The 24,057-nt window shown below is 42.5% G+C and carries 23 protein-coding genes; 11 read left to right on the top strand and 12 right to left on the bottom strand.

Annotated features, from left to right (window positions below):
• Positions 1–59: 59 nt before the first annotated feature.
• Complete coding sequence (locus HB679_RS09215) at positions 60–593, bottom strand: hypothetical protein (protein ID WP_214071670.1); 534 nt, start codon at positions 591–593, stop codon at positions 60–62.
• 121 nt (positions 594–714) lie between these two features.
• Between HB679_RS09215 and HB679_RS09210 the strand changes: the two genes are divergently transcribed.
• Positions 715–1,158 carry a DUF2147 domain-containing protein gene (locus HB679_RS09210; RefSeq protein WP_214071669.1) on the top strand — a complete coding sequence of 148 codons (444 nt, stop codon included), beginning with the start codon at positions 715–717 and terminating at the stop codon, positions 1,156–1,158.
• On the opposite strand, the gene HB679_RS09205 is transcribed toward HB679_RS09210, so the two are convergent.
• The gene (locus HB679_RS09205; RefSeq protein ID WP_346345143.1) at positions 1,159–2,046 is read right to left on the bottom strand and encodes a pyridoxal-phosphate dependent enzyme; all 888 of its coding nucleotides are present in this window, start codon (positions 2,044–2,046) and stop codon (positions 1,159–1,161) included.
• A gap of 9 nt (positions 2,047–2,055) precedes the next feature.
• Complete coding sequence (locus HB679_RS09200; RefSeq protein ID WP_214071668.1) at positions 2,056–3,120, bottom strand: DUF6588 family protein; 1,065 nt, start codon at positions 3,118–3,120, stop codon at positions 2,056–2,058.
• A gap of 133 nt (positions 3,121–3,253) precedes the next feature.
• Here HB679_RS09200 and HB679_RS09195 point away from each other — a divergent pair, with 133 nt between their 5' ends.
• Together HB679_RS09195 and HB679_RS09190 are read left to right on the top strand one after the other, a co-directional pair.
• Positions 3,254–4,309, top strand: a complete 1,056-nt coding sequence (locus tag HB679_RS09195) for an RluA family pseudouridine synthase (protein WP_214071916.1) — start codon at positions 3,254–3,256, stop codon at positions 4,307–4,309.
• A gap of 6 nt (positions 4,310–4,315) precedes the next feature.
• Complete coding sequence (locus HB679_RS09190; RefSeq protein ID WP_214071667.1) at positions 4,316–5,152, top strand: aminotransferase class IV; 837 nt, start codon at positions 4,316–4,318, stop codon at positions 5,150–5,152.
• Positions 5,153–5,276: 124 nt separating this feature from the next.
• On the opposite strand, the gene HB679_RS09185 is transcribed toward HB679_RS09190, so the two are convergent.
• From HB679_RS09185 to HB679_RS09175, 3 genes are all read right to left on the bottom strand, one after another.
• Entirely contained in the window at positions 5,277–6,104 is an 828-nt protein-coding gene (locus tag HB679_RS09185; protein WP_214071666.1) for a glycoside hydrolase family 16 protein, read from the bottom strand.
• 135 nt (positions 6,105–6,239) lie between these two features.
• Positions 6,240–7,160, bottom strand: coding sequence for a methionyl-tRNA formyltransferase (gene fmt / locus HB679_RS09180; RefSeq protein WP_214071665.1), 921 nt, complete (start codon positions 7,158–7,160; stop codon positions 6,240–6,242).
• A gap of 93 nt (positions 7,161–7,253) precedes the next feature.
• Positions 7,254–8,483 carry a DUF1343 domain-containing protein gene (locus HB679_RS09175; RefSeq protein ID WP_214071664.1) on the bottom strand — a complete coding sequence of 410 codons (1,230 nt, stop codon included), beginning with the start codon at positions 8,481–8,483 and terminating at the stop codon, positions 7,254–7,256.
• Between the two features lie 84 nt (positions 8,484–8,567).
• Here HB679_RS09175 and HB679_RS09170 point away from each other — a divergent pair, with 84 nt between their 5' ends.
• From HB679_RS09170 to HB679_RS09155, 4 genes are all read left to right on the top strand, one after another.
• Complete coding sequence (locus tag HB679_RS09170) at positions 8,568–9,788, top strand: FtsX-like permease family protein (RefSeq protein ID WP_214071663.1); 1,221 nt, start codon at positions 8,568–8,570, stop codon at positions 9,786–9,788.
• 386 nt (positions 9,789–10,174) lie between these two features.
• Positions 10,175–10,492 (top strand): metalloregulator ArsR/SmtB family transcription factor, encoded by a 318-nt coding sequence (locus tag HB679_RS09165; protein ID WP_214071662.1) that lies wholly within the window; start codon positions 10,175–10,177, stop codon positions 10,490–10,492.
• The gene (locus HB679_RS09160) at positions 10,492–10,983 is read left to right on the top strand and encodes an SRPBCC domain-containing protein (protein ID WP_214071661.1); all 492 of its coding nucleotides are present in this window, start codon (positions 10,492–10,494) and stop codon (positions 10,981–10,983) included. Before HB679_RS09165 ends, HB679_RS09160 begins: the two co-directional genes overlap by 1 nt.
• Before the next feature lie 49 nt (positions 10,984–11,032).
• The gene (locus HB679_RS09155; protein WP_214071660.1) at positions 11,033–11,461 is read left to right on the top strand and encodes a VOC family protein; all 429 of its coding nucleotides are present in this window, start codon (positions 11,033–11,035) and stop codon (positions 11,459–11,461) included.
• Positions 11,462–11,559: 98 nt separating this feature from the next.
• Here HB679_RS09155 and HB679_RS09150 read toward each other — a convergent pair whose 3' ends face one another.
• The 5 genes from HB679_RS09150 to HB679_RS09130 form a co-directional block, all read right to left on the bottom strand.
• A complete protein-coding gene (locus HB679_RS09150; RefSeq protein WP_214071659.1) occupies positions 11,560–12,015 on the bottom strand; it encodes a hypothetical protein in 456 nt (151 codons plus the stop codon).
• Between the two features lie 46 nt (positions 12,016–12,061).
• A complete protein-coding gene (mazG, locus tag HB679_RS09145) occupies positions 12,062–12,865 on the bottom strand; it encodes a nucleoside triphosphate pyrophosphohydrolase (protein ID WP_214071658.1) in 804 nt (267 codons plus the stop codon).
• 218 nt (positions 12,866–13,083) lie between these two features.
• Complete coding sequence (gene mnmD, locus HB679_RS09140) at positions 13,084–13,758, bottom strand: tRNA (5-methylaminomethyl-2-thiouridine)(34)-methyltransferase MnmD (protein ID WP_214071657.1); 675 nt, start codon at positions 13,756–13,758, stop codon at positions 13,084–13,086.
• Positions 13,755–15,083, bottom strand: coding sequence for an MBL fold metallo-hydrolase (locus tag HB679_RS09135; protein WP_214071656.1), 1,329 nt, complete (start codon positions 15,081–15,083; stop codon positions 13,755–13,757). The genes mnmD and HB679_RS09135 overlap by 4 nt, the downstream gene beginning before the upstream one ends.
• A 280-nt stretch (positions 15,084–15,363) precedes the next feature.
• A complete protein-coding gene (locus HB679_RS09130) occupies positions 15,364–17,394 on the bottom strand; it encodes a M13 family metallopeptidase (RefSeq protein WP_214071655.1) in 2,031 nt (676 codons plus the stop codon).
• Between the two features lie 133 nt (positions 17,395–17,527).
• On the opposite strand from HB679_RS09130, the gene HB679_RS09125 reads away from it, so the two are divergent.
• Positions 17,528–20,152, top strand: coding sequence for a valine--tRNA ligase (locus tag HB679_RS09125; protein WP_214071654.1), 2,625 nt, complete (start codon positions 17,528–17,530; stop codon positions 20,150–20,152).
• A gap of 110 nt (positions 20,153–20,262) precedes the next feature.
• Complete coding sequence (locus tag HB679_RS09120; RefSeq protein ID WP_214071653.1) at positions 20,263–22,101, top strand: ATP-binding protein; 1,839 nt, start codon at positions 20,263–20,265, stop codon at positions 22,099–22,101.
• Here HB679_RS09120 and HB679_RS09115 read toward each other — a convergent pair.
• Positions 22,070–22,522, bottom strand: coding sequence for a type I restriction enzyme HsdR N-terminal domain-containing protein (locus tag HB679_RS09115; RefSeq protein WP_214071652.1), 453 nt, complete (start codon positions 22,520–22,522; stop codon positions 22,070–22,072). The genes HB679_RS09120 and HB679_RS09115 overlap by 32 nt on opposite strands.
• A gap of 101 nt (positions 22,523–22,623) precedes the next feature.
• Between HB679_RS09115 and holA the strand changes: the two genes are divergently transcribed.
• Both holA and HB679_RS09105 read left to right on the top strand, forming a co-directional pair.
• Positions 22,624–23,646 (top strand): DNA polymerase III subunit delta, encoded by a 1,023-nt coding sequence (gene holA / locus HB679_RS09110; RefSeq protein ID WP_214071651.1) that lies wholly within the window; start codon positions 22,624–22,626, stop codon positions 23,644–23,646.
• A complete protein-coding gene (locus tag HB679_RS09105; RefSeq protein WP_214071650.1) occupies positions 23,646–23,990 on the top strand; it encodes a protein tyrosine phosphatase in 345 nt (114 codons plus the stop codon). Before holA ends, HB679_RS09105 begins: the two co-directional genes overlap by 1 nt.
• Positions 23,991–24,057 lie beyond the last annotated feature (67 nt).

Genomic DNA, 24,057 nt, shown 5'->3' with positions numbered 1-24,057 from the left:
TGACAAATATTCATCTGCACATCCGCACATTTGCATATCTGCACATCAAAAAATCAGCATCAAAACAATCCCTTCAACCCATCAAAAATGCTTTCAAAGAAGGTTGGCATAGTAAGGCCGTTGTGATGATTGAAATATAGAAAGATGATGAATATCACTACCGCGATGATAATAAATCGCTTAAACATATAGCCCAATAGTATCAATGCCAGTGGGATGATAACCAGCAGCATCCAGCTTATATGAATGGGTTTTAATTTACCATCTTGCTTATAAACGTAATACAACAGGCTGTGTGTACCACTGTTGTTGATATGTTTCACATAAAAAAAGCTCGACTTATCTAATTTATGGCGATAAAAAGCTGTTCCTTTTTCAAAAGTCATTTGTTCCTGGAAACCGTTGATGGTAAAAGCAAAAACACCGCCTACGTTTTCCTGGATATTACCCAAGCTATCAGTAGCTACCAAAGCAACTTCGCTATCGGCAAACGGATTTTCTTTTACCACGAAGTGATTAATACTAACAGTATCAGCCAGCGCAAAATGGCCGGCACCCAATAACATAGCAACAACAAATAATATCTTTTTCATTTTTTAGTATTAGGTTTGAATTCAAAACAACCCGCAATAAATTTAGTTAATATAATCTTATCAAAAAGCGATTATAATAAACCTGTTGTAAACTGAAGCTATAATGCCAAATAACCTATTAATGTTTAAATTTTTAGCCTTAATTTTCTTAACAAGTTTTACCATCAAACCAATTGATGGAAACGACGCCGACCTTATTTGCGGCAAATGGATATCGTCGAATAAAAATTTAATAGTGCAGGTTTACAAAGCTGGTAACGGTTATCGCGGGCGCATGGTATGGTTTAAAAACACCGATAATAGCAAAGCGATGGATGAGTGGACCGACAAGCATAACCCCGACCCTGCCCTTCGTAATCGTAAATTGATTGGAATGGACATTTTAAGGGACATGGAATATGACCGTGGCTCGCACAGTTGGGAAAATGGAAAGATCTACGAAGCGCAAACCGGGCACGAGTATAACGCTTCTGCTAAGCTTGATAAAGACGGCACTTTAAAAGTAACCGGATACTGGCACCTCAAATTCATCGGTAAAACCATGACATTTAATCGCACCCAATAATCAGAATTTGTCTTTCATTCCCAGCAGGCCCCACAAACCGCCGGTATGTATTGCCAAAATGCGGCTGCCTGGTTTAAAGTAATTTTTAGCTGCCAGATCGTATAAAGCATAGAACATTTTGCCGGTATACACCGGTTCAATCAAAATCCCTGTTTCGGCCACAAATTGTTTAACAAAGCCTATCAGCTCATCTGTAGTTTTGCCGTAGCCACCAAAATGATAATCTGTGTGAATTTGATAGCTCGCGGGCGCAGGCAGTAATTTATCGATCTCGTCAACCATAAAACCACCATTTTTTAATACCGGGACGCCGTGAAAAACGGCATTGAGTTGATGATTCGTCAGCCCACTTATAATACCGGCTGCGGTAGCGCCCGTCCCGCAGGCGCAAAATATGTGGTCGTAATGCTCGCTTAGTTCGTCAACAAGTTCGCTGCAGCCTTTTACAGCCTCGGGCGAAGTGCCGCCTTCGTCAATAAAAAAGGCCTGATCGTCATCGCCAAAATAATTATTAAATAACATTTGCTTATCGCGATAACTTTCCCTGTCGGTAAAAATCAGCTTCATGCCATGCAAGCGGCACATAAACAGGGTGTCGTTGTTAACCTCTTCGCCCCGCACTATACCCGTAGCCTTAAAGCCAAACCTGGCGGCCGCAGCGGCTGTTGCTAATAAATGATTGGAGTAGGCCCCGCCAAAGGTTACCAAATGGTTTTTATGCTGACGTTGCGCCTCTTTAAGCAGGTATTTGAGTTTGCGCCATTTATTGCCCGAGATAATGGGATGGATCAGGTCGTCGCGCTTGGTATAAACAAATAAGTCCCGTTCATCAAATAACTTATTGTTAAGTTGATGAACGGGACTAAAAATTTCTAAATCGATATTCACTAATACCGATTAGAAACCTAAGCCAATACCGGCATTGGCCGAATTATAACCAGTGCTGCTTACATCATAAGAAGCATATATTTTTAGAACAGTAAGGCTTAACTGAAAACCAATATCAGCACGTGTGCCGCTTAAACTTGAACCTGAACCACTGATTGTGATAGGGTCGGCATACGAAGTGTAAGTTGGAGTACCTGCATTGGTAGCACCTGTTACAAACGGGAAATTGCCTTTTAAAGATACATTGGTGTTGGATTTTTGATAACCAACAGATACAAATGGAGTAAAGAACAATATTTTTTTCGACAAGATCACTGATGCATTAATGCCATTGAAATTGCCTTCTAATCGTTGATTACTGAAATCTGTATTACCGGTAACAAGCGCGTTCTCAGGTTTTACGTCTAATGTTTTGTTGTAGCTTAAACGGGTGTAACCAAACGCTATAGCTAAATCAAAAGGTTTTTCAGGTCCTTTTTTAATAAAGTCCTGTATAATATCGTGTTTTAAACCAAAACCGAACATACCTACAGAACCTACGTCATCAGTAATTTTAGTTGTAGGTATAAAACGTATTGTCAAATCTGTGTATTTAACCAGGCCTATGGTTAACTGTATTTGCGGCGCAGGGATATACTGGGTAACACCCTTAGGCAAACTGGTTGAATACTTTGCAGTAGGGTTATTTGGATCGGTATAAGTAATGCCTGTCTCCAGGTTTTTGTCGCCACCAAAAGTTGGAGCAATTGACTGGCTTGCATTAGTAGGTTTAATATTAGCCAAACCTAAAGCATTAATATCAAAAGATTTGTCTTTAGAAGGAACCATACTTGCCGAGGCGCTTATTCTGATAACAAAGCGCAAGAATTTTTGAGTTTTAGCTGTATTTGTCCAGCCACCATTTAAGCTGTTACCAAAGCCTTTAAATAAAGGGTTTGCATAAGCGTTAATTAATTTATTTACGTCGCCGGGGCTACCTTTAAACAAGTCAGAGATGCCGTCGTCTTGTGCACTTGCGTTAAAGGCTACTGCCGTTAAAAATGCAATAAAAATGAATGAGTAGAGTCTTTTCATACAGTTTAATTATGTTAGGGTTTTACAGTGATAAAGGTAATATATATTTCTTAATAATCAATATCACAACACTTTAACGCTATATCATTTAAGAATGCTAATTGATTATAAAACAGTTATTTTTGCCGCTGATATGATAAATGAAGCCGAAGCCTTTGAGCAAGATGAACAGGATCTGTATGAACACCTGCGTGTAGTGGTTGATAAAGGCCAGTCACTTTTGCGTATTGATAAGTTTTTGATGCATCGCGTTGAAAACGCGTCGCGTAACCGCATACAGAATGCCATAGATGCCGGGAATGTACTGGTTAATGAAAAGATTATCAAAGCCAGTTACCGGGTTAAACCCCAGGATATCATATCCGTAGTACTGCCACACCCACCGCGCGACACCGAAGTTTACCCGGAAAACCTGCCCATAAATATTGTGTATGAGGATGACGACGTGCTTATTGTAAACAAAGAACCCGGCATGGTGGTGCATCCCGGATATAATAATTACACCGGCACACTGGTTAACGCTTTGGTTTATCACTTTCAGCAATTGCCTACGTTACCGGGTAATGACGGCCGCCCCGGTTTGGTGCATCGCATTGATAAAGATACTTCGGGCTTATTGCTTATAAGTAAAAACGAGCGCTCCATGACCTACCTGGCGCGCCAGTTTTTTGATCACTCTATTACCCGCAAATACATTGCCCTGGTTTGGGGCGACCTGCCCGAAGATGGCACCGTTACCGGCTACATTGGCCGCAGTGTAAACGACAGGCGGGTTATGGCTATTTATGATGACGAAGAGAAAGGCAAATGGTCTGTAACGCATTATAAAGTTTTAGAGCGATTGGGGTACGTCACACTGATAGAATGCCAATTAGAGACGGGCCGTACGCACCAGATCCGTGCGCATATGAAACACATTGGGCACCCGCTATTCAGCGATGCCACTTATGGCGGCGACAAGATCCTGAAAGGCGCTGTTTATAGTAAGTACAAGCAGTTTGTTGAGAATTGTTTTGAGCTGATGCCACGCCAGGCGCTGCATGCGCAAACCCTGGGTTTCGTGCATCCGTCTGCCAAAAAATATATGCATTTTGAAGCACCTCTGCCACAGGATTTTGAAAGCGTATTACAGAAATGGCAAAAATATATTGGTGCTAATGCCACACAAAATGGTGAAATTAGCGATTAATTGACCATGGCTTTACTGTATATTAATTTTAACGGCGAGATAGTACCCTCGGATAGCAAATTGCTGCCGGTGGGCAACCGTTCGTTTAAATATGGCGATGGTTTATTTGAAAGCATGCGCATGCTTAAGGGCCAGCTCAAGTTTGCCGACTTGCATGCCGATCGCCTGCAACGGGGCATGAAAGCCTTGAAAATGGACGGCTACTCGCAAATGGATGCCTATTTTCTGAAAGAAAAGGCAGAACAGTTGGCCGTACGCAATAAAGCCAGACATGGCCGCATCCGGCTAACCGTTTACCGCGACTCAGAGGGTTTTTATGCACCATCGCAAAACAAAACCGGCTATTGCATGGAATTTGTGCCTGCCGATGAGCCGCGTTATTTCCTGAACGAAAAGGGTTTAATCGTTGATATTTTTACAGATCTGCCTAAACCGTCAAACTACCTGTCGAACATTAAAACCTGCAACTCGCTTACTTATGTAATGGCAGGCTTATATAAAGCTCAGAATAACCTGGACGAAGTTTTCCTGCTTAATCAAGCCGGTTTTTTGTGCGAGGCCAGCAGTTCCAATGTTTTTGTATGGTACCAGAATCATTTGTATACCCCGGCTTTAAGTGAGGGTTGTGTAGAAGGTGTTATGCGCCAGGTGATCATCAATATCGCCAAAAAGAATAACATCCCCGTTATGGAGGCCCAGATCAATCCTGAAATTTTATATGAGGCCGACGAGGTTTTTCTGACCAATGCCAGCAAAGGCATTCAATGCGTTATGGGTTATGGGATAAGACGCTACTTCAGCAAGGTGAGTAAATTGCTGCTGGACGAACTCAATAAAGCCTGATTAAAAGACTTGTCATTCTGAGCGATAGCGAAGAACTATTTTCTTGAGCATAGCGAAAAATCTTATAAAATTGACAGGCGAAACGTATAAGATCCTTCGCGATAGCGAAGGATGACAACTTCAATTATTGATAGACCCTTACGTAATCGATATAATATTTAGCCGGCAGAATGCTATCATCCTGCAAACCGCCCCAATCATCCGTACTGCCCAGCGCCAGATTAATTAGCAGGTAGAACTTTTTCTTAAACACGTTGGCATCGGCATTTTTCATGCCGGCATAATCAAAAGTGAAATACTTCAAGTTATCGTAATAAAAGGTCATTCCTTTTTCGTCCCAATCGACGGCGTAGATATGAAAACCGTCCGCAGGTTTACCAACCACCGGACCAACACCCTGCTGCTGATGTTTGCCCAAAGAATCAGCATAATGGACAGTGCCATGCACCCGCGTCGAGTCGCGGCCCAAATATTCCATAATATCTATCTCGCCGCAGCGTGGCCAGTTGATATCATGAAAGCTGTCGCCTAACATCCAGAACGCCGGCCAGGTGCCGCTGCCGGGTGGTACTTTAGCCCGCATTTCAATTCGCCCATATTGCCATGAATATTTGCCGGAAGTATTGATAGATGCCGAGGTATAAGGCGCAAACTGCTGTTGCTCCTCGCGACGGTTAGAACCCGCTTTGAAGCCGGGGTTAGGAAATTGTTCTTTAATTCCCTCTATCACCAACATGCCGTTTTCTACCCGGCAGTTCTGTAATCTTTTTTCGGTATAGTATTGTGGTTCTTTTTCACGGACAAAGCCTTTTTCGTAACCCCATTTGGTGGAGTCGGGCAAGCCGGAGTAGTTGAATTCATCGTCAAAAACCAGTTTGCGTTTGCTTGTTTTTTGGGCGGATGATAATATGGAGAGGCATAATAATGCAATCAAAAAAACGATGGTTTTCATATATGCAATTTATAAAAAAGGATGTCATTTCGACCAACGGGAGCAATCTATACATTGCAAGTCTGAACTCCGTATAAATGCACGTGTATAGATCTCTCGCTATGCTCGAGATGACAAGATTACAAGGATCATTTCTTACAACTTCACTCCTCTCAAAAACTCAGCAACCTCCATACGCTTCTTACCCTCCAGCTGCACGTCAGTTACACTGATGAAACCATCTTTGGTAGCAAATTTCAGGTACGTTTTATTGTCGCTTAAAAATGCGCCGGGTTGTATACCGGGTTCTGCTTCCTGGTATTCTGCACGGTAAATTTTGAAAGTTTTACCGTTTAATTCGGTATAGGCAGTTGGTACCGGGCTTAAGCCACGGATAAAATTATAAATATTAACAACCGGTTGGTTCCAGTCTATTTTGCAATCGTCTTTATAAATTTTTGGTGCCGATTTTAGTTCTGTATCATCTGCATGTAATGCAGTTTGCGGGTGCTCATTATATCTGCCACTCTCTACAGCCTTAACCGTTTTTACCAGCAAGCCTGCGCCTTTATTCATCAGGCGATCATGCAGTTCGCCGGCTGTTTCTTTGCCGGTAAGCGTTACTTTTTCGGTAAACAGTACATTGCCGGTATCTATCTCATGCTTTAAAAAGAAAGTGGTTACACCGCTCTCCTTCTCGCCGTTAATCAGCGCCCAGTTTATTGGCGCTGCACCACGGTAATGCGGTAATAAAGAAGCATGTAAATTGATGGTGCCTTTATCGGGCATGTTCCAAACTTCTTCGGGCAACATCCTGAAAGCTACCACTACTTGTAAATCAGCATCTAATGATCTTAGTTCGGCCAGAAACTCCGGGTCTTTCAGGTTAGTGGGTTGTAAAACCCGTAAGCCGTTAGCCACTGCATATTCCTTAACGGCCGACTCGTTGATTTTCTGCCCACGGCCCGCAGGTTTATCAGGCGCGGTAATGACACCGACGATATCTGCACCGGATTTTATCAATTCATCTAACGATGCCACAGCAAACTGTGGCGTACCCATAAATACAAGTTTCATGCTGATAATATCGTAATTTAATCTAATAAATTGCGTCGGGATTTGGTCAAAACATCAAAAATTATTTAAATGATAATGCCTCGCCAATGCCCATTATTGATATAGCAAATATTTACTTCTCGTCGCCCTGAATTTGGCTAAACCAACCTCCCAACCCTGCCTGATCTGCACGTCGGTCTTGCCCGCCTCTATCTGTTTTTGTAGTTGATCTGTGCCGGCCAGTTTAGTAAAATATGCATTAAAAAAATGTGCTTTGTCAGGGAATGCTTTGTACATTTCTATCAGCCAGCCCAAGTTAATTTGGCCGCTACGTTTTAAACTCGCGGTATCATAATCTTTCAAATCAATACCATAACAAACCTGGTTCTTTTGCGGCGGGTCCTCGCTCATGCCCGGGATGCTCACCGGTTTAAAGGAATAATTATACTTGCCTTTTAATGCAGGATGCCCTACTTCGGTAAAAGGCACCATCGTACCCCTTCCTAAGCTTAAGGCTGTCCCCTCAAACAAACATACGCTGGGATACAACAAAACAGACTGCTCCGTATTTAAATTTGGCGACGGGCTAACCGGCAAAACATACCTGTCAGCATGCTTATAGTTGGCCATTTTAATAATCTTCAGTTTGCACTGAATACCATTTTTAAGCCAGCGCTCGCCATTGACCATTTTGGCATATTCGGCAATGGTCATTCCGTGCGAAATGGGGATTGGGTGCATCCCCACAAAGGAACGATACGCCGTATCCAGTATCGGCCCGTCTACAATAGTACCATTGGGGTTCGGCCGGTCAAGGATCATCAGCTCTATATTATTTTCGGCGCAGGCTTCCATTACATAGTGCAGGGTTGATATATAGGTGTAAAACCGTGCGCCTACATCCTGAATGTCAAATATCATGAGGTTAATCCCATTCAAATCGGCAGGCGTAGGTTTAAAATGTTTACCATAAAGCGAGATCACCGGCAAGCCGGTTTTGGTGTCGACAGCATCGTCGACTTTAGCGCCGTTACTGGCATTGCCCCTGAAACCATGCTCCGGGCCGTACACTTTTTTTATATTGACGCCCAGCTTCAACAAGCTATCCACCAAGGGCGTTTTATTTTTGCCGATGATGGATGTGGGGTTAACCACCATGCCTATGTTTTTACCTTTTAAATAGCCGAGGTATGATATGGTTTGGTCGGCTCCTGTAACTATCGATGCAGACATTCGATGATGAACGCGTTTTGACGAACCAATCGGTTTGCTGTAGCCGCCAGTAGTGCAAAACAGACACCCGGTTATTACTATCAACAGAAACAAAAATTTTATCCGCATCATAAATATTGATCCCCCTTAAATTAAAATACCATTTTAGGCGTTAAAACTGCATATTTGCTAAGTTACAAAAAACAACACATCGCATTGAATTTTGCTTCTTTCATAGCCAGCCGGATCTCCTTTAAATCTAAACGCACCTTCTCTAAATTGATTGTGCGCATAGCCATTGCGGGCATTACGCTGGGCTTAGGGGTGATGATTCTATCACTAGCTATTATTCGCGGTTTTAAAGGCGAAATCCAAACGAAGGTGCGTGGCTTTGATGGCGATATTACCGTCGTAAAGTACGATCTCAATGCCTCTTACGAGAACTCGCCCTTTGCGCGCGCGGACACTTTTGAAAACAAGGCAAAAGGCAGCCCGGCCATTAAACACCTTGCGCCCTTTGCCACCAAGCCGGGTATTATCAAAGCCAATAACGAAATTGAAGGGGTACTGCTTAAAGGGGTTGATAAAACCTATAACTGGGATTTTTTAAAGGCCAACATGGTGGCAGGTACGGTCATAAATTTTGCCGACACCAGCGAATCAAAACGCGAACTAATGGTATCGCAAACGCTGGCCGACCGCTTGCGCTTAAAACTGGGCGACAACCTAACGATGTTTTTTGTGCAGGAACCATTGCGCCGCCGGCCATTTAAGGTAGTTGGCATTTTTGATACCAGCGTTGAGGATATTGATAAGATTTATGTTATTGGCGATATTAACCTGATTAAACGCCTTAACGACTGGAAACCCGACGAAATTGGCGGTTATGAATTACAGGTAGCCAATTTTGATCAGATTGACGAGGTGGGCCATTTTGTAGATAATAACCTCCCTCCCCGGTTAAAATTTACTACCGTATTTGAAAATTTTCCGCTGATATTTGAATGGCTGCCTTTATTGGATATAAATAACCGTATTATGGTGGCATTAATGCTGGTTGTAGCGGTAATTAACATGATATCGGCCCTGTTGATTATGATTTTGGAGCGTACCGCCATGATAGGTATACTAAAAGCAATGGGCGCTACTAACTGGAACATCCAAAAAATCTTTTTGCTGAATGCCTCTTACATTATTGGCCTGGGCCTGCTGTTTGGCAACATCCTGGGTTTGGGCCTGGGTTTGCTGCAATACCACACACATGTTTTTAAGTTGGATGCCTCGTCTTATTACATGTCCTTTGTTCCGATAAAACTCACCTGGCTGGATGTGGTGTCGCTTAATATTGGCACTATGATTATTTGTTTACTGGTGCTTACCATTCCATCAATGCTGGTGGCAAAGATCTCTCCTGTAAAAGCTATCCAATACAAATAAAAAGCTTACCACCACAACGTCATTGCGAACGAGGTACGAGTGTGGCAATCTCTAGCCTATATGTATCAAGCAAATTATTTAGAGATCGTCACGCTCGTACCTCGCTCACGATAACGAATGTTATTAATTCTTTCTGAATCGTTCTATAACGTTAGGAGTAGCTGTGTTAAGCATACCCCAAAAGGCCAATAAACGCTCGATAGTGCCTACGCTTCTACCAGCTCAAGACGGCAGCCCTTTTTTCTTTAAAATATTGATTTTTTTCCTTCTGTAGAAGGACTGCTCTTTCAAAATTTGATCCCTTTCACAAAAAATTTTCAAATAAATTTGCGCAACTCAAAAGTTGCACATAAATTAGCAACTCAAAAGTTGCACGTTAAATAAAAATGAAACCAGATCTATTTCAGGCCATAGCCGATCCAACCCGCAGAGCCATCTTAACCTTAATTGCCATTCAGGCATTAACGCCTAATGTGATGGCCGAAAAATTTGATATGACCCGGCAAGCGGTATCGAAACACATTAAAGTATTGCACGAATGTGATTTGATTAAACCTGAGCATAGTGGCCGGGAGATCTATTATCATTTTAACGCCAAAAAGATGCAGGAGTTTGACCATTGGTTAGCCCAGTTCAGACAAAACTGGGAAACTCAATTTAACCAGCTTGACCATTTATTAAAAACAATTAAAGAACAGGAATAATGAACAACGATTTGCTATTTGATTTTAACGTTGACAAGGCAGCGAAAACGGTTTATATAACCAGAGAATTTAATGCCGGACAGTCTTTAGTATGGGATGCCTTTACCAAAGCCGAACTGCTGGACCAATGGGGAGCACCTGCACCTATGCGCGCCAAAACCAGGTATATGAATTTTGAAGTTGGCGGGCGGCGGGTTTACGCGATGATAAGCCCCGATGGGCAGGAACGTTGGGCGGTGCAGGAATTTACATCGATTACCCCAAAAACCAATTTTAAAATGTACAACGCTTTTGCAGATAAAGACGAAAACCGTGAATTGCCGGGTTCTGAATGGGATTACAATTTCAGTGAACAAAATGGCATTACCAAGGTGGACATTGTCATTTTTAATGAATCGTTTGAACGATTGGAGAAATTATTAGAGGGCTTCAAAATAGGCTTCACCATGACGCTAAAAAACCTGGAAGATTTGCTGGCCACATTATCGTAGAAAACATAAGAAGAAAATTTATAATCACTTTTTTAAAGAATTAAAAATTATGAGAACAATCAATCCGTGGATCAACTTCAATGGCAACGCCGAAGAAGCATTCACCTTTTACAAATCAGTTTTTGGCGGAGAGTTCACAAGGATCATCCGCTTCAAAGATCTGTCGGGTCCTGATTTTCAGGTTCCGGAAAACGAAGTAAATAAAATAATGCACATTGGTTTACCTATTGGCAAGCACAATCTATTAATAGCCAATGATGTTCCGGAATTTATGGGCCGGGTAAACGAAAACGAAAACAGGTCTAAAATATTAGTGAGCGCAGAAAGCCGTGAAGAAGCCGACCAAATATTTAATGGATTATCAGCAGGAGGAGCGGTTGAAGGACCCATTGGCGACAGCCCATGGGGTACCTATGCCGGAATGTTCAGAGACAAATATGGTATTGAATGGATTGTGGAATTTGACCCCAGCTTATAACGGACGAGTTTAATAATAAACCGAACCCGCTCGTTTAAACGCATAATAAATGGTATATCTCTCAACGCTATTGCGAGGTATACCATTTTAACAGCTTCTTAGTATTTTTTATTTAAGTGGTAGATGTATTGTAAAGTGTCAGACGCTTTGTTATCCACTATTTCCAGGTAAGAGCCGTTATAGCTGTACTTGTAGCTGCCCATCAAATGCGTTTTATGATCATAAACGTGTGCCGGCCAGGTAACATCATGGAATGACATACTCATGTCTGTATAATCTTCGCTAAAGCTACCATAGCTGCCTGCGTGAAACACAGAAGTATCGCCGCTTACATAGAAACCCGTATTGGTTGACAGCATCAACTGAATATCCGTTTTAATGGTATCAGTTTTCCTGGTTTGCGGATCGATATGCACACGCATAAACTTGCCGGTGAAAGTACCCAGCGGATAATTGTTATTCCGCGGATCGGTATCGGGATTGTGATCGGTTTTAATACAGCCGGCTATCAGCATCGGCACTAAAAATAACAGAATATAAAACTTGCTTTTCATGATTTTGAGCCCTGCAAACTCAAATTAAATTATTGATAAGCGACACTTATAATTTCTTGGCCTCCTCCCAAAAAGTGTCCATTTCGGCAAGGCTCATATTATGTAATTGCTGGCCATTTTCGGCAGCTTTACTTTCCAGATATTGAAACCGTTTGATGAATTTGCGATTGGTTTTCTCCAACGCATCCTCCGGGTTGATGTTGATAAACCTGGCGTAGTTGATCAATGAAAACAGCAGATCGCCAAATTCGCCCTCTGCCCGTTCATGATCTATCGTAGTTTCATCCTCGGCATTAAATTCATTCTTGAACTCTTGCAGTTCTTCTTCAACCTTGGCCCACACCTGGCTTTTCTCTTCCCAATCAAAACCCACACCGCGGGCTTTTTCTTGTATGCGCGATGCTTTTACCAGTGCGGGTAATGATGCAGGCACACCGCCTAAAACAGATTTATTGCCTTCTTTAAGCTTGATCTGTTCCCAGTTGCGCTTTACATCATTTTCATCATTAACCTCTACATCGCTGTAAATATGCGGGTGGCGGTTAATCAGTTTCTCACATATACCATTCAGTACGTCGGTAATATTGAAATGGTTGCCTTCTGATGCTATGCGCGAATAAAATACCAGGTGCAGCATAATGTCGCCTAATTCCTTCCTGATCTCCGGCATATCAGCCGCCAAAATAGAGTCAGACAGTTCATAAACCTCTTCAATAGTCAGGTGGCGCAGGCTCTCCAGCGTTTGCTTTTTATCCCATGGACAATTAAGTCGCAGGTCGTCCATGATGGTGAGCAAACGCTCAAAAGAAGTAGCCGGTGTTGATGCGTGCGGAGGTGGAATTAGTGCCATGTGTTTTGATGTGCGTTTTTGATGTGCAAATATAGGGATGTGCAGATATGCAGATGTGCGGATGTGCAGATTATTTTAATGAGTGATTGGGGGATCATATATAAAATTGTCATTGCGAGGAGGTACGACGAAGCAATCGCGAACTTTTCTCCTTGCGATTGCCACGCTACGCTCGCAATGACAAACGATTTTCAATTCGTCGTAAGTGAAAATACCACTTACAAACGTGCCCTTAACATCTCCCGCTTGCCTGCCGCACCCGGGATCTTCTGGATCTTTAACCCCAGGCCCTTCAGCATCCGCTTTAAATTGCCGGTGATGGCATAAGTTACAAACACGCCGCCGGGTTTCAAAAATTTGATGGTATGACCTATGGCTTCTTCGCCCCACATTTCGGGTTGATGCGCGGAGGCAAAGGCATCAAAATAGATCACATCAAATTTTTGTGCGGACTGAAAGTCCATTAATGGTACATGGGCGATGTGTAAACGGCAAAACTCATTTAAAGCTGTTGGTTGATTTAATCCATCTTGATAGTTGCTCAAAAACTGCTGCCAGGTTGCGCCAGAGGTATATTGATTGTAACCTGTATCGCCAATCAACTCATCAGTAAGTGGATAAGCCTCGATACCGACATAATCAAGATTAATTTTCTGCTCGACGCAATAATCGGCAGTTAATAGAAAGTTTAACCCGGTGCCGAACCCCACTTCCAGAATAGAGACCGTTTGTGCGTTGCGCTCATCTAAAAAATAACGAAGGCCGGCGTTTAAGAATACATGCTGACTTTCTTGTAAAGCGCCATTGATGGAATGATAATTTTCGCCAACTGATGGGTTGAAAATAGTTTTTGAACCATCGGCAGTAGTCACTATTTGCAAATCCGGGTTCATGCAAATTGGGTTATGGCGTCGCTCAAATCATAAACCGGTACCGAATTTATTTTATTGGCGATGATGCTTACAGCCGCCGCAGAGCGATACCCGGCAGCGCAATGCACCACAATTGGTTTTCCTGTCGGGATTTCGTGCAAGCGTTTTCTTAGTTCGGGCAATGGGATGGTTAAAGCATCGGCAAAGATCTTTCCATGGCTAACTTCGTTACGATTTCTTACGTCGATAACGGTGTATTTATCGGGGTTCGACTTGAAGTGGCCTAATTCAAAATCAGAGGATTGTAATTCAGCACCATTAATTATTACGCCCGCTTTGATATTTGCTTCGTATCCAATCTTAGCCGCTTTTTCAATTACCGTATTTAAAGCCACTTCACTATCTGCCAATAAATAAAACGATTCATAAGGTTCGACAATTGATCCCAGCCAGGTTTCAAATTTCCCGGCATCCTGCAAGTTAATGGCGCCGTTTAAATGGCCCTGCCTGAATGCTTCCTTTTTTCGGGTGTCGATAATTAAAGTCCCTGCTTCTATTTCATTCGCCTCTATGATGTTAATGGCCTCAATAGAGGGTCCCAAAGTCGGCGCGCCTTTTTTGTTTAAGTCGACATCAAAGCCGAAATAATGCGGCACAAAAGGCTGATCGGCAATAATTACTTTTATAAATTCGTCTCTGTCTGCTATCTGCAAAGCATAGTTTTCTTTCAGCTCACGGCTTAGGGTGCTATACAAATCAGGACTGGTAGTTTTACCGCAAAGCGATCCGGGACCATGTGCCGGATAAACGGTTATATGCGGCGGTAACTGCATCAACTTATCGCGTAAGGAGTGATAAAGCCGGGCAGCCAGTTCTTCTTTCTTAGCCGTTATATTTCCGGCATCCTCGCGCAAATCCGGCCTGCCAACATCACCAACAAATAAAGTATCGCCGGTAAACAAGGCCGTTTCATAGCCATCTTCATTTACCAGTAAAATACAGATCGAGTCGGGCGAATGGCCGGGTGTATTGATGGCTTTTAATTGGATATCGGCCAGGTGAATAATATCCTCATCATCAAAAGTTTCATGCGGATACCCTGCCCCCACCAGCTTGCTGCAATAAATGGTAGCGCCGGTGGTTTGATGGATCTCTAAATGCGAGCTTACAAAATCGGCATGCGGGTGGGTTTCTATCACGCCGACGATATCCGCCTCATGCAGTTGGGCAAAATCATAATATGGTTGCGGATTGCGAGACGGGTCGATCACTATCACTTTATTATCGCGCACAACGGCGTACGACGCCTGGGCCAAACCCTTGTCATAAAACTGATGGATGATCATAAAAGCAAAGATAAGATTTTAAGTATGTGCTTTAAACAGCAAAAGCCGCCCTCAAAGGCGGCTTTTGCTGTTTTTAATTGTTTTTAAATGCTTTTAAATGTTTTAAATTTTAAATATTAGATCATCAGCAATGAAACAAAAAATGACTTAAAAGTATTTTTTACTGTTTCATTTTGTTTCACTAAATTTTAACAACTAATTGATATACAAAGCATTAACAAGAAATACTGTTTCACTTGTTTCATCTGGTACACGTTTACGTGAAACAAAACACGGGCCCTTACCAAACTCTGATCCGGTCCTCTGGTTTCTTGTACAGTTTGTCGCCGGGTTGCACGTTAAATGCCTTGTACCAGGCATCAATATTTGTCAATGCAGCATAAGAGCGGTATTTACCCGGAGCGTGCGGATCTACCAATACCAATTGCGCTGCAGTTTCAGGGCGGGTTGAACCGCGCCATACCTGTGCGAATGACAAGAAGAAACGCTGATCTGGCGTAAAGCCGTCAATCTTAACATTTGATTGCCCTTGCTTGGTTTTCTTGAAAGCTTCGTAAGCAACGTTAACGCCGCCTAAGTCGGCCAGGTTCTCACCCAAAGTTAAACGGCCGTTAATATGAATTGTATCATTAACGGTATAAGCATTAAACTGATCAACTACCTTATCAGCACGCGATTTGAACTTGTCCGCATCAGCTTTCGTCCACCAGTCATGTAATGAACCATCAGCATCGTATTGGCGGCCCTGATCGTCAAAACCATGCGTCATTTCATGGCCGATAACCGCGCCTATAGCACCGTAATTAACAGCGTCATCAGCATCAAAGTTAAAGAACGGCGATTGCAGTATCCCTGCCGGGAAGGTGATCTCGTTTTTGGTTGGACTGTAGTTAGCGTTTACAGTCGGCGGCGTCATGTTAAAACGCTTTTTATCAACCGGTTTACCCAACTGACTTACGTTGAAGTTATAACGCCACTGGCTGATGCGGCGCAGGTTACCTTCGTAATCATTACGAACAATAGTTAAGCCTTTATACTCTTCCCATTTGTCGGTATAACCAATTTTAACACTGAATGCAGCCAGCTTTTTAAGGGCACGTGCTTTAGTTTCCGGACTCATCCAGTCTACACGTTTAATCCTATCACCCAACACGCTTTTCAGGTTATTTACCAGGTTAACCATGTAGATCTTTGCGGCAGGCTTAAAGTATTTAGCTACATAAAGCTGTCCTAACAACTCGCCAAGGCTACCGTCAATCTCAGACGCCATACGCTCATCGCGTGGGGTTTGCACTTTCTGACCGCTTAATACGCTGCTAAAGTCAAACTGTGCTTTAACAAATGGCGAGCTTAACTCACCAGCCGAGTTCTTAAGGATTTGCCACTTCAGGTATACTTTCCAGTCATCTACCGTGGTCGATCCTACCAAATCATCCTCAAACTTAAAGAAGTCAGGCTGGCCAACCAAAACGCTATCCTGACCGGGGGCTTTTAGATCAACCATCAGCTTCACCCAATCAAAGTGCGGCGTGGTCTTGCGGAAATCCATCACGGCAAACTTGTGATAGGTTTTGTTTGGATCGCGCATTTCGGTACGGCTTAGCTGAGCTTTAGCCATCTTAGCTTCAAGGCCGAAAATAGTGTTTGCGTTCTTATCGGCGTCTTTAGTATCCCCTGTAAATGTGAACAGGTTAGCTATGTATTGTTTGTAAGCATTTTGGATCTTTATGGTACGCGCGTCGTCTTTGATGTAGTAATCGCGGTCGGGCAGAGAGGTACCGCCCTGGTAAAAGCCGGCAATGTTTACATTAGGGTGTTTTGAATCTGGCCCAACACCAAAACTAAACAGCGGACTTGCTAAACCATGTGTACGTTGATAAATTACTTCGGCAACTACGTCGTCAGTAGTTTTGATGCCCTCGATGCGTTGTAGATCAGATTTAATTGGGTCGTAACCTTTTTTCTCGATGGCTACGCTATCCATACCGCTGGCGTACATATCTCCTACACGTTGGGTAACGCTGCCTTTAATACCGGTTTGTTTGCTGGTTTCATTGAGCAGGCCAACCAGACGGTCAACGTTCTCCTGCGCCAGGATGTTAAAAGCGCCCCAACTTGTTTTCTTAGCAGGAATAGTGTGGTGTTTAACCCAGTTACCGTTGGCGTACTCCCAAAAATCGTCGCCGGGCTTTACAGATTTATCCATGTTTGCCGGGTCGATAAACTTGGGTTTTGGCTTTACAATAACAAAAGCGCTGGCAGCAAGACATACGCCCCCCGCCACAAACAGATGTGCAATTTTTAATTTCATGTGAATAATTGAGTCAGTTATTAATACAATATTAGTAATTATTTAAAGCAAAAGCACCTGTGTAACATAACAATTGCAAGCCCCTACAATCTATCTACGAAGTTTTGCGGCAAAACGTTATTTTTGTGCCCTTATGAGTATTGCTAAAACATATTTGCCTAAAGAGGCCGAAGAGAAATGGTACAGTTACTGGTTAGAAAACAACTTTTTCAGATCGGTACCCGATGATCGTGAACCTTATACTATTGTGATGCCTCCGCCCAATGTTACCGGCGTGCTGCACATGGGCCATATGCTAAACAATACCATACAAGACGTACTGATCCGTCGCGCCCGTATGAAAGGCAAAAATGCCTGCTGGGTACCGGGTACCGACCACGCCAGTATTGCTACCGAGGCCAAGGTTGTTGCCATGCTCAAAGAAAAAGGCATCAGCAAAAAAGACCTGAGCCGCGCCGAATTCCTGGATTACGCCTGGGAATGGAAGGAAAAATACGGCGGTATCATCCTTGATCAATTAAAGAAACTGGGTGCATCGTGCGATTGGGATCGTACCCGTTTTACGATGGACGATGACCTGTCTGAAGCGGTAATTGATACTTTTATCCACTTGCATAAAAAAGGGCTGATCTACCGCGGCGTGCGCATGGTAAACTGGGACCCGCAAGGTAAAACCGCGGTGAGCGATGAGGAGGTTATTCGTAAAGAGGTAAATCAAAAGTTATATTATATTAACTATGCGATTGTTGGTGGCGCTGGTCATTTAACTATCGCTACCACCCGCCCGGAAACCATTATGGCTGATGCGGCTATTTGTATTAACCCTAACGATGAACGGTATACCCATCTGCATGGCAAAAAGGTGTTCATCCCACTAATTAACCGTGAAATACCGGTTATACTGGATGAGTACGTAACCATGGATTTTGGTACCGGCTGTTTAAAAGTTACCCCTGCGCATGATTTAAACGACTATGAGCTGGGCCAGAAACATAAGCTGCCCGTTATCGATATCTTAAATGACGACGGTACCCTAAACACTAAAGCACAAATTTTGGTTGGCGAGGATCGCTTCGCTGCGCGTAAAAAGATAGCCGTGATGCTGGAAGAAGCGGGTGCGCTGGAGAAAGTAGAAGAATACAAATCGCAGGTTGGTTTTTCTGAGCGTACTAACGCAGTTATTGAGCCTAAACTATCTATGCAATGGTTTTGCAAGATGGAAGAAATGGCCAGGCCAGCGCTGGATTATGTATTAAACGGCGAGATCAAGCTGATCCCCGAAAAATTCACAAATACCTACCGTCATTGGATGGAAAATGTGAAAGACTGGTGTATTAGCCGCCAGTTATGGTGGGGACAGCAAATCCCGGCTTATTATTTACCAAACGGACAGCATGTTATTGCCAAAACTATTGAAGAAGCTTTAACAGAAGCTAGAATCAATAATCCGGAATTGACTATTGATGACCTGCGCCAGGACGAAGATGTTGTTGATACCTGGTTCTCATCATGGTTATGGCCGATATCTGTATTTGACGGATTCAAGGACCCTGACAATGCCGACATTAACTACTACTACCCTACCAACGATCTGGTTACCGCACCGGAGATCTTATTCTTCTGGGTAGCCAGGATGATCATGGCCGGGCACGAGTTTAAAGGCAAAATCCCATTTGAGAATGTTTACCTGACGGGTATCGTTCGTGATAAACAGGGTCGTAAAATGTCAAAGTCATTGGGCAATTCGCCTGATCCTTTGGATTTGATTGCTCAATATGGTGCAGATGGTGTGCGCGTAGGCATGCTGCTAAGCTCGCCCGCCGGTAATGATTTGATGTTTGATGAAAGCCATTGCTTGCAGGGCCGTAATTTTTACAATAAAGTATGGAACGCGTTCCTATTGGTAAAAGGTTGGGAGGTTGATGATAGTTTAAGCAACCCTAACCAGGTAGCTATTGATTGGTTTGACAGCCGCTTTAACCAGGCTTTAATAGAGATTGAAGATACATTTAAACAATACCGCTTATCAGAAGCGTTAATGGCTACCTATAAACTGGTATGGGACGATTTCTGTGCCTGGTACCTGGAAATGATCAAACCGGTTTACCTGCAACCGATAGATCGTGGTACATACAACAAGACCATAGCCTTTTTTGAAAACATACTGAAAATCTTACATCCGTTTATGCCGTTCATCACTGAAGAACTGTGGCATGACGAGTTGTTTGGAAATCGCGGTGAGCAAGATTGCTGCATTGTTGCACAATTGCCTGCTAATGGGGAAATAAATACACGACTGTTGGCTGACGTTGAAAACGTTAAACAAATCATTACGCAAATCAGAAATGTTAGAAACAGTAAACAGCTCTCGCCTAAAGAAGCTTTACCACTTTCGGTAAAAGCAAATTCGGGAGTTGATTATCTTAACTACCAAACAATTTTAACCAAGCTTGCAAACCTTAGCGAGCTTACATTGGTTAATGATAAGTTAACAGGCGCAAGCAGCTTTTTAGTATCAACAGACGAGTTTTATATACCTCTGGATGAAAATATCGACCCGGTAGCAGAGAAAGAAAGATTACTAAAAGAGCAGGAATATCTCCATGGTTTCTTAAAATCTGTTGATGCCAAGTTAGGTAATGAGCGGTTTATGGCTAATGCTAAACCTGAAGTTATTGAAGCCGAGCAGAAAAAGAAGGCTGATGCTGAAGCAAAACTAACAATCATACAAGCAGGATTGGCGGGATTGGCCGATTAATTGCACATGTGGTCTGCATGTTAGTTTTGAAATTCGGATTATAGCTTAATCCGTTATCAATTGTTAATTTTCAAAATTTTCATTGCATAGCTTCAGCTAAACCACTGGGTATGACCAAAAAAGTAGGCTTTTTTAATTTATCACTGCGAAGAGTATTAGCCGACGGCCTGTCGATACTGGATGGTGCGCGCCTGCGTATGCTTTATTATGGACTAGCCTTAGCTTTCTTTACTCTTTTTGTTATCCTCGCTGATGTTTTGTATCAACATCACGTTATCCTGAGTATTACTACCGGGGTAATGTTTGTTTCGGCGGCTGTTTTATTCAAATTTTTAACCTATCGCCCCCGGTGGACACTTATCTCCCACCTTATCCTTATTGTTGGCACAATCGCCAATGTTGTTGACATCTTTGTTGCTATCCAAAACGTTGATGTAGTTACTGCCGAGGTTATTATTTTAATCATGCTTTTCAGCTTTTACATGCTGGGGCAAAAACCAGGTTTAATTTACTCTTTACTTAATATTGTACCGGCATTAGCCTTAATGTTACTGCAATACAGCAACAACTACGTTATACCTTTAAAGCCCGAAAAGGTTGATCAAAATACATCCATTGTGGCCATGTTTGCCTGCTTTGTATTGATTGCCATTATTATAAGCCACTTTTATAATGCCTTTATTAAAACCTTTACAGAACTCAAAGAAACAAGCGAAAAACAAAACGGGCTAACTTCCGAATTTGAAGATGCCATGCGGAAGGCGCAAAAATCATCAGAAGCTAAGTCTGAATTTTTATCGACCATGTCGCATGAGATAAGGACACCACTTAATGCCGTAATTGGTATGAGTAATTTGCTTATTACCGGCAATCCCCGTCCGGATCAACGCGAAAACCTGGAAGTCTTAAAGTTTTCAGCAGGCAACCTATTGTCTATTGTTAATGATGTGCTTGACTTTAATAAAATAGAATCAGGAAAGCTGATTTTCGAGAATATTAAATTCAATATGGTTGAGCTCATGCAAAATATTTGCGGCGGGCAAACGCTCACAGCACATGCCAAAGGCCTTGCCTTTAAGCTGGATGTAGACAGTGGCCTTAACCGTAAGGTATTATTTGGCGACCCAACCCGTATTACCCAAATTGTATTTAACCTCATCAGTAATGCCATAAAATTTACTGCAGAAGGATCGGTATCTGTACGGGCAACTTGTATTGAAGATCGTCATAACCAGGTAACCGTTAATTTTGCAGTGAAAGATACCGGTATTGGCATTGACCAAAGCCGCCTTGACCTGATCTTTGAACCTTTTACACAAGAATCTATCAGTACAACACGTCAATATGGCGGCACAGGTTTAGGTTTAGCCATCGTTAAACGATTACTGGAATTGCAGGGCATTAAGATTAAAGTAAACAGCACGCCAGGCACCGGCTCTGAGTTTACATTTAATATGATCTTCCCGGTATCGACAGAAATATATGAGCCGGCACCTAAACAACAGCAATTGGCCGAAGACAACGACAATTTAAGCGCTGTACGCATACTCATTGCCGAAGACAACCCCGTGAACGTTATGCTGATGAAAAAACTTTTATCTAAATGGGGTATTACACCAACCATTGCAGAAAATGGCGAACGCGCGGTCGAACTGGTACAATACGGCAATTTCGATATCATCCTGATGGATTTGCAAATGCCCGTGATGAACGGTTTTGATGCAGCTAAAGAGATCCGAAAAATGCGCGATCATCAGAAATCCGGCATCCCTATCATCGCACTTACGGCGTCGGCATTGTTTGATATCAGGGAACGTGTGCATGACTCGGGCATGAATGATTATGTGTCTAAGCCTTTCAAGCCGAACGAGTTATTTGAGAAAATACAAATGCTTATGAAGTTCCCAACCAGTTCATTCAAATTTTCTGATACTCCGGTAGTTCCTTAATAAATTCGTAGTTATTCTGATCGAAATTAATACGGCAGTAAAAATGCTGTAATCCATTGGTTACTGCCAGTAAACCAATTTTGTGCACCATATTGTAACGGGCTACCTGGTCGAACACCTTTTGGTCGATAGCCACAGATGGTGCTTTACACTCCACTATTAAAACTTTCTCGCCTGCCGAATTAAAGGCAATAATATCTGATCGACGTTGCTTACCATATAGCTTATGTCCGCCTTCCAGTTTCAGCAGTGATTTAGGATAATTTTTATGGCCGATGAGATACTGCACAAAGTGTTGCCGCACCCATTCTTCGGGCGTGATGATGATATTGCGCTTGCGGATCTCGTCAAACAAGCTGAGCTGCCCATCCTGTTCGGTTATCTTAAAAGCATAAGGCGGCAGATTTAAGGGTTGGAGCATTTGAAAGTTAAAAGTCAAAAGTAAAAATTCAAAACGGTGATTTTAGACTTTACTTTTAAACTCTAATGCTTTTTGACTTTTGAATTTTTACTTTTGCTTTAATGAGTGCTGTCGATATTATTAAGGATCTAAAAAATAGAAAATTCAAACCTATTTATTTATTGCATGGCGATGAGCCGTACTTTACTGACCTGGTAAGTAATTACGTAGAACATCATTTATTGTCTGATGCCGAAAAAGGTTTTAACCAAACGGTTTTGTACGGTAAGGATACCGATGTAATGATGGTATTGAATGCCTCTAAGCGCTATCCGATGATGGCCGACTACCAGGTTGTTTTGGTAAAAGAAGCGCAGGACATGAAATGGGGCAGTGAGAGCGACGACAAGAAAAGCATCAATCCGCTGCTAAACTATTTAGAAAATCCGCTGCCAAGCACTATCCTGGTATTTTGTTATAAATATGGCAAGTTTGATAAACGCAAGAAAACCTACAAAGCAATAGAGAAAAGCGGGCTGGTATTTGAATCGGCGGCTTTGTATGATAGTAAAGTACCGGCCTGGATAGAGGGTTATGTTGCAGAGAAAGGTTACAAAATCAACGCACAGGCTTCTGCTATGCTATCAGAATATCTGGGGAATGATCTTTCCAAGGTGGCTAACGAACTGGATAAGTTAATGCTGAATGTATCTATCGGTCAGGAAATCAACCTGAAACTAATTCAAGACAACATCGGTATCAGCAAAGAATATAATGTATTTGAGCTGCAAACCGCCCTTGGCCGCAAAGATGCATTGAAAGTTAACCAGATCATTAATTACTTCGAGGCCAATCCCAAAAACAACCCCATTGTGTTGATGCTGGGTAACCTGAATAACTTTTTCACCAAGGTGCTTATCTATCATTACGTTAAAGATAAATCGCAGCAAAACCTGGCGAAAGAGATGGGCGTAAATCCATTTTTCGTAAAGGATTATGAGCAGGCGGCAAGAAGTTATCCCTACGGTAAAACTATGCAGATCATCAGTTACCTGCGTGAGTACGATGTTAAAAGCAAGGGAGTAGAATCAAACACCGACCATGGTGGTTTGATGAAAGAGTTGATGTTTAAGATATTGCATTGATGCTTGAACGCCCAAATTTGCTGGTGATCTGCGGAAAAAATAAAAGAAGGAGTCGCACCGCCGAATACCTCTTTAAAAACGATAATCGCTTTAACATTCGCTCGGCCGGACTAAGCCCCAAAAGCGATCACAAACTGTCGGAAAATGATCTGGGTTGGGCCGACCTGGTCTTGGTGATGGAAACCGATCATCGCTCAAAAATCAAAAAGATTTACAGGCATATAGATTTACCTGATATCCTGGTTTTAAATATCCCTGATGACTACGCATACCTGGATGATGAATTGATAACGATCTTAGAAAGTAAGATCAATGATATCTTACGGTTAAGTTATAACCTATGAAACTTTGTTTTACGGTTTGACATATTAGCTTTGAGTACCTTTTATAGCCGATTTTTTAATAATTTTA

Source organism: Mucilaginibacter sp. dw_454 (assembly GCF_018449775.1).
GTDB lineage: Bacteria > Bacteroidota > Bacteroidia > Sphingobacteriales > Sphingobacteriaceae > Mucilaginibacter.
Note: the sequence above shows the minus strand (reverse complement) of the source record. Positions and strands in the feature narration are given on the sequence as shown.

Coding starts and splice junctions, on each gene's coding strand:
- HB679_RS09215 (WP_214071670.1), bottom strand. CDS start 593: ATGAAAAAGATATTATTTGTTGTTGCTATGTTATTGGGTGCCGGCCAT.
- HB679_RS09210 (WP_214071669.1), top strand. CDS start 715: ATGTTTAAATTTTTAGCCTTAATTTTCTTAACAAGTTTTACCATCAAA.
- HB679_RS09200 (WP_214071668.1), bottom strand. CDS start 3,120: ATGAAAAGACTCTACTCATTCATTTTTATTGCATTTTTAACGGCAGTA.
- HB679_RS09195 (WP_214071916.1), top strand. CDS start 3,254: ATGATAAATGAAGCCGAAGCCTTTGAGCAAGATGAACAGGATCTGTAT.
- HB679_RS09190 (WP_214071667.1), top strand. CDS start 4,316: ATGGCTTTACTGTATATTAATTTTAACGGCGAGATAGTACCCTCGGAT.
- HB679_RS09185 (WP_214071666.1), bottom strand. CDS start 6,104: ATGAAAACCATCGTTTTTTTGATTGCATTATTATGCCTCTCCATATTA.
- fmt (WP_214071665.1), bottom strand. CDS start 7,160: ATGAAACTTGTATTTATGGGTACGCCACAGTTTGCTGTGGCATCGTTA.
- HB679_RS09175 (WP_214071664.1), bottom strand. CDS start 8,483: ATGATGCGGATAAAATTTTTGTTTCTGTTGATAGTAATAACCGGGTGT.
- HB679_RS09165 (WP_214071662.1), top strand. CDS start 10,175: ATGAAACCAGATCTATTTCAGGCCATAGCCGATCCAACCCGCAGAGCC.
- HB679_RS09160 (WP_214071661.1), top strand. CDS start 10,492: ATGAACAACGATTTGCTATTTGATTTTAACGTTGACAAGGCAGCGAAA.
- HB679_RS09155 (WP_214071660.1), top strand. CDS start 11,033: ATGAGAACAATCAATCCGTGGATCAACTTCAATGGCAACGCCGAAGAA.
- HB679_RS09150 (WP_214071659.1), bottom strand. CDS start 12,015: ATGAAAAGCAAGTTTTATATTCTGTTATTTTTAGTGCCGATGCTGATA.
- mazG (WP_214071658.1), bottom strand. CDS start 12,865: ATGGCACTAATTCCACCTCCGCACGCATCAACACCGGCTACTTCTTTT.
- mnmD (WP_214071657.1), bottom strand. CDS start 13,758: ATGAACCCGGATTTGCAAATAGTGACTACTGCCGATGGTTCAAAAACT.
- HB679_RS09135 (WP_214071656.1), bottom strand. CDS start 15,083: ATGATCATCCATCAGTTTTATGACAAGGGTTTGGCCCAGGCGTCGTAC.
- HB679_RS09130 (WP_214071655.1), bottom strand. CDS start 17,394: ATGAAATTAAAAATTGCACATCTGTTTGTGGCGGGGGGCGTATGTCTT.
- HB679_RS09125 (WP_214071654.1), top strand. CDS start 17,528: ATGAGTATTGCTAAAACATATTTGCCTAAAGAGGCCGAAGAGAAATGG.
- HB679_RS09120 (WP_214071653.1), top strand. CDS start 20,263: ATGACCAAAAAAGTAGGCTTTTTTAATTTATCACTGCGAAGAGTATTA.
- HB679_RS09115 (WP_214071652.1), bottom strand. CDS start 22,522: ATGCTCCAACCCTTAAATCTGCCGCCTTATGCTTTTAAGATAACCGAA.
- holA (WP_214071651.1), top strand. CDS start 22,624: ATGAGTGCTGTCGATATTATTAAGGATCTAAAAAATAGAAAATTCAAA.
- HB679_RS09105 (WP_214071650.1), top strand. CDS start 23,646: ATGCTTGAACGCCCAAATTTGCTGGTGATCTGCGGAAAAAATAAAAGA.